Origin of the sequence: Faecalibacterium sp. Marseille-Q4137 (assembly GCF_017377535.1) — a bacterium.
Lineage (GTDB): Bacteria > Bacillota > Clostridia > Oscillospirales > Ruminococcaceae > Faecalibacterium > Faecalibacterium duncaniae.
Window position 1 is genome coordinate 1 of record NZ_JAFREK010000078.1, and the last position, 5,138, is coordinate 5,138.

Annotated in this window: 6 protein-coding genes; 5 read left to right on the plus strand and 1 reads right to left on the minus strand. The window is 49.8% G+C overall.

Annotated elements, in window-relative coordinates; translation table 11 throughout:
• Window positions 1-339: 339 nt before the first annotated feature.
• From J3353_RS15555 to J3353_RS15575, 5 genes are all read left to right on the plus strand, one after another.
• A complete protein-coding gene (locus J3353_RS15555) occupies window positions 340-561 on the plus strand; it encodes a hypothetical protein (protein WP_020993165.1) in 222 nt (73 codons plus the stop codon).
• Window positions 562-617: 56 nt separating this feature from the next.
• Entirely contained in the window at window positions 618-1,142 is a 525-nt protein-coding gene (locus J3353_RS15560; RefSeq protein WP_006060469.1) for a hypothetical protein, read from the plus strand.
• 185 nt (window positions 1,143-1,327) lie between these two features.
• Window positions 1,328-2,908, plus strand: a complete 1,581-nt coding sequence (mobQ, locus tag J3353_RS15565; protein WP_207685201.1) for a MobQ family relaxase — start codon at window positions 1,328-1,330, stop codon at window positions 2,906-2,908.
• A 64-nt stretch (window positions 2,909-2,972) separates the two neighbouring features.
• Window positions 2,973-3,617 (plus strand): CHC2 zinc finger domain-containing protein, encoded by a 645-nt coding sequence (locus J3353_RS15570; protein WP_207685202.1) that lies wholly within the window; start codon window positions 2,973-2,975, stop codon window positions 3,615-3,617.
• Window positions 3,586-4,923, plus strand: coding sequence for a virulence-associated E family protein (locus J3353_RS15575; RefSeq protein ID WP_207685204.1), 1,338 nt, complete (start codon window positions 3,586-3,588; stop codon window positions 4,921-4,923). Before J3353_RS15570 ends, J3353_RS15575 begins: the two co-directional genes overlap by 32 nt.
• Window positions 4,924-4,951: 28 nt before the next feature.
• Here J3353_RS15575 and J3353_RS15580 read toward each other — a convergent pair.
• Window positions 4,952-5,138: tweety protein (locus J3353_RS15580; protein WP_207685203.1), on the minus strand; the 187-nt coding region annotated here is incomplete at its 5' end.

Here is a 5,138-nt window from a genome sequence, read left to right on the forward strand (position 1 = left end):
CATAATCGCTTTCAGAGCCGCAACCCGTGGACTGCCCCTCTGAAAGAGGGCGCAATTATACACCACCCAGAGGTTGGTGCATTGCGTTCTCCGAAGGCTCCTCGCCGGAGGGCTGTGATTTTCCGCAGTCAAGGTCTGCTCCAAATCATACAGGGGACGCTACGCTTCCCCTGCGCTGGCTGCCGCCAGCTACCCTTTTGTGTACTTGCCATCTGGGGACACCTTGCGTTGCAAGCTGTTCCCAGCCGACAAGTTTCATAAAATATGCTATCTTTTCGATAGTCGATGAAGTATAATGAAGATGACAACAAACCTGAATTTAACGAGGAGGTAATGATTATGAGTAGAAATATAAAAGGTGGTTTTTTAACATTAAGTGGTGTTGTTGGTATTGTAGGAATGATAATAGCGGCAATGCAAAATCCAGCAACTGCATGGGTAACGCCACCTGGAAGAATGATTGTAAGTATTTTAGAAAATGGATTATTGATTCCTACGGTTTTATTCCTTGTTCTTTTTATTTATGGATTGTATATTCTCCTAACGGAGAAAAACGATTGAGCAATACCGGTTTGTCGAATTAAGAAAATCGGTAGTTGACAAGGAGTTTTGATAGCGTGAAAAAAATATTTCTTAAAATTGTGATAGGGGTTGTTCTTGTTTGTATTTTATTTGTTTGTTTTCTTTATACGAACAATGAGATCGGCGTGACTTCATCTAAGCTGGAGACAGATATTCGTTCGTCGCAGAAGATTAAGGATGATTGGACGGTCGATGGAAGCGTTTCCAGCACGATGGCTGCATATATTTCTTACCCTCAGGATTTGAGTGACCATTCTTTTTCCGTCTATGTCAACCGCCCTGGTCTTTCCTTTGGATACTTTTTCCGTGGGGGTGGAAAACTTTCGGGGGTTCAAAGAGGAATTGCCGAGTACACTGTAGAAGGATATAATGAGCGAGCATTTATTTCTATGAATCAGCAACAGGTAACACAGCTTGAAATAGATGACGGCAACACAATTCAAGTGCTTGACATTGACAGCAATAAACCTTTTGCGATTGTTTTGCCTATAAATGCGGGAACCATTACATTCTATGATGTGAATGGCAATACTGTGGAATACTGGAACAATTCTCTTTGACAACTTCCAGTTTGTCAGCTTCACATCGGGTCAACTTGTCCCGAACTTTCACAACTAAATACCCGCCGTTTACACAGCGGCACACCGAGCAGGAAATCTGAAAAAGGTCTCCTGCTTTTTTTCTGCCAAAAATGAGGTGGTAAAACGCCACCCCATCCACCAAGCATAGAAAGGAGGGATACGAAATGCCCTGTCCACACAACGAAATCTCGATTGTTCAGCGTAGCCAACAGCAGTCTGCGGTTGCCGCCGCTGCCTACCAGAGCGGCGAAAAGCTGTTCTGTGAATACGACCAAGAAGTGAAGCACTACCCAGAAAAGCGAGGTATCGTCCACAATGAAATCCTACTCCCGGCAAATGCCCCACGGTCGTATGCAGACCGCAATACTTTATGGAACGCCGCCGAAGCTGTGGAGAAACAATGGAACTCCCAGCTTGCAAGGCGGTGGGTGCTTACCATTCCCAGAGAGATACCGCCCGACCAGTACGCTGTCCTTGTCCGGGAGTTCTGCCAGCAGCAGTTTGTTTCCAAAGGCATGATTGCTGACTTTGCCATCCATGACCCCCACCCGCCGGGACACAATCCTCACGCCCATGTCCTGCTGACGATGAGGGCAATGGACGAACATGGGAAATGGCTTTCCAAGAGCCGCAAGGTTTATGACCTTGACGAGAACGGGGAACGGATAAAGCTGCCATCCGGCAGGTGGAAAAGCCACAAGGAGGATACGGTGGACTGGAACGACCAGAAGTATTGTGAAATCTGGCGGCATGAATGGGAGGTCATCCAGAACCGCTATCTGGAAGCCAATGATCGCCCGGAGCGTGTGGACTTGCGTTCCTATGCCAGACAGGGGCTTGATATTATCCCTACTGTCCATGAGGGTGCTGCTGTCCGGCAGATGGAAAAGCGAGGTATCCAGACGAATATCGGCAACCTGAACCGGGAAATCAGAGCCGCCAACCGCCTGATGAAGTCCATCCGGCAGCTTATCCAAAACCTCAAAGGCTGGATTACCGAGCTGGGAGAAAAACGGAAAGAACTGCTTGCACAAAAGGCGGCGGAGGAAGCGACACTTCTTCCCAATCTACTGATGAAATATATGGAGATACGAAAGGAAGAACGGAAGGACTGGACGAGGGCTGGACAAAATCGGGGGACTTCACAGGACTTAAAGGCAGTCAGCGAAGCCCTGTCCTATCTCCGGCAAAAGGGGCTTTCCACTGTGGAGGACTTGGAAGCCTTTCTGGAATCTTCCGGGAAATCAGCCGCAGATTACCGCAGTCAGATGAAGCCAAAGGAAGCCCGCAGCAAAGTGATTGACGGGATTCTTGCCAGCCGGACAGACTGCAAGGAATGTAAGCCTGTCTATGAGAAGTACCAGAAGATATTTTTTAAGAAAACAAAGGAGAAATTCAACCAGGAACACCCGGAGGTTGCCCGGTATGCGAAAGCCGCCGCCTACCTTGCCAAGCACCCAGACGATAAGGACAGTACCCAAAAGGAACTGCAAGAGGAGCAGGAAAAACTTCTGGAAGAAATCGCAGAGCTGAAAGTACCGCTGACCGAGGTACAGGAGGATTTGAAGAAGCTGCGGGACATCCGCTACTGGGTACGGAAAGCCACACCCGGCACAGAGGAAAGCAAAGAGCCGCCCAAGAAGCAGCCCATCAAAGAAGTCTTGCTGGATAAGGCAGACGAGAAAAAAGCACAAAGAACTGCCCCGGCGCAGACAAAACACAAACAACAGGATATGGAACTTTAACAGGCACTTGCCATTTTCAATCAGAGAATGTCAGGTGCTTTTTTGTTTTCAAGGAGGGATAGATTTGAATGTATTTGAAGCTGTGAAGCAGTCCGTCACAACAAGACAGGCTGCGGAGCATTATGGAATCCATGTAGGTCGGAACGGGATGGCTTGCTGCCCGTTCCATCACGATAAAACCCCAAGTATGAAGCTGGATCGGCGTTACCACTGCTTCGGCTGCGGTGCTGATGGGGATGTGATTGATTTTGCCGCCGCCCTGTATGGGCTGGGAAAGAAAGAAGCCGCCGTACAACTGGCACAGGACTTCGGGCTTTCCTATGAGGACTGGAAACCGCCGGGAAAGGCAAAAAAGCCAAAGCCCCGGCAGAAATCCCCGGAGGAACAGTTTCAGGAAGCAAAGAGCCGCTGCTTCCGTATTCTTGCCGACTATCTCCACCTGCTCCGGGCATGGAGAAAGGAATATGCCCCGCACTCCCCGGAGGAATCCTTTCATCCCCGGTTTGTGGAAGCCTTACAGAAGCAAGACCAAGTGGAATATCTGCTGGATGTGCTGCTCTTTGGGGAAACGGAGGAAAAAGCGGCTTTGATTACGGACTACGGAAAGGATGTGATACAGCTTGAACAGCGAATGGCAGAGCTTGCAGCCGCAGACGCAGCAAGAACTAAAAAACACCATGAACGCCATGCAGCCACCCCAGAGCATTGAGGAAATCAAGGCGGGACTGGAAACTACCGAGAAAGGCGGTGTCCGTCAGAGCATACGGAACTGCCTGACCGTATTCCAGCGTGACCCGCTGCTTTCCGGGGCTATCGCATACAACATCCTGACCGACCGCAAGGACATCATAAAGCCCATCGGCTTCCATAGGGAAAGCACAGCCCTGAACGATACGGACATGAAGTATCTGCTTCTTTATCTGGAAGAAACCTATGGGCTTACCAATGAGAAAAAGATTGATAATGCCATCGGGATTGTGGCGAATGAAAACAAGTACCATCCCATCCGGGACTATCTCAATACCCTTGTGTGGGACGGGACAGAACGAATCCGTTTCTGCCTACGACACTTTCTGGGGGCTGACGCAGACGATTACACCTATGAAGCGTTGAAGCTGTTCCTGCTGGGTGCAATCTCACGAGCCTTTCAGCCGGGGTGCAAATTTGAAATCATGCTCTGTCTGGTAGGCGGTCAGGGGGCTGGCAAGTCCACTTTCTTCCGTCTGCTGGCAGTCCGGGACGAGTGGTTCTCCGATGATTTGCGGAAGCTGGACGATGACAATGTGTACCGTAAGCTGCAAGGTCACTGGATTATCGAAATGTCGGAAATGATGGCAACCGCCAACGCCAAGAGCATTGAGGAAATCAAGTCATTTTTAAGCCGGCAGAAAGAGGTTTACAAGATACCCTATGAAACCCACCCGGCAGACCGCCCCCGTCAGTGCGTGTTTGGCGGCACTTCCAATGCCCTTGACTTCCTGCCCCTTGACCGTTCCGGCAACCGCCGCTTTATCCCCGTCATGGTGTACCCGGAGCAAGCCGAGGTTCACATTTTGGAGGACGAAGCTGCTTCCAGAGCCTATATCGGGCAGATGTGGGCGGAAGCGATGGAGATTTACCGAAGCGGCAGATTCAAGCTGGCTTTCAGCCCCGCCATGCAGCGGTATCTCAAAGAACACCAGCGGGATTTTATGCCGGAGGACACCAAAGCCGGAATGATACAGGCGTATCTTGATAAGTACACCGGGAGTATGGTCTGTTCCAAGCAGCTCTACAAGGAAGCCTTGAACCATGCCTTTGACGAACCGAAGCAATGGGAAATCCGGGAAATCAACGAGATTATGAATCAGAGCATTACCGGCTGGCGGTACTTCCCGAACCCAAGAATGTTTTCCGAATATGGCAGACAAAAGGGCTGGGAGCGTGAAAACCCGGCAACGGACTCCGGCAACCCGTCTGAAAAAACGATGGATGGTTTTGTGGAGGTCACAGAACAGATGGAGCTTCCATTCTGAAAATGACCGCCCGTTGCACCCCCTGTTGCTATCCCGTTGCCGAGCCGGTTGCCGGGGAAAACCCCTTATTTCCGGGCTTTTCTCCCTTATAACAACCAAAACAACAGAAAAATAAAAGAAAAGTATAAATAGTAACCATCGCCAGATTGAGATTGTTTGCAAGGTCTTTTGAAGCCCGTTGCCGGACTTCGTTGCCGACACCCTCTGTCTGGCTA

Coding starts and splice junctions, on each gene's coding strand:
- J3353_RS15575 (WP_207685204.1), top strand. CDS start 3,586: ATGAACGCCATGCAGCCACCCCAGAGCATTGAGGAAATCAAGGCGGGA.
- J3353_RS15555 (WP_020993165.1), top strand. CDS start 340: ATGAGTAGAAATATAAAAGGTGGTTTTTTAACATTAAGTGGTGTTGTT.
- mobQ (WP_207685201.1), top strand. CDS start 1,328: ATGCCCTGTCCACACAACGAAATCTCGATTGTTCAGCGTAGCCAACAG.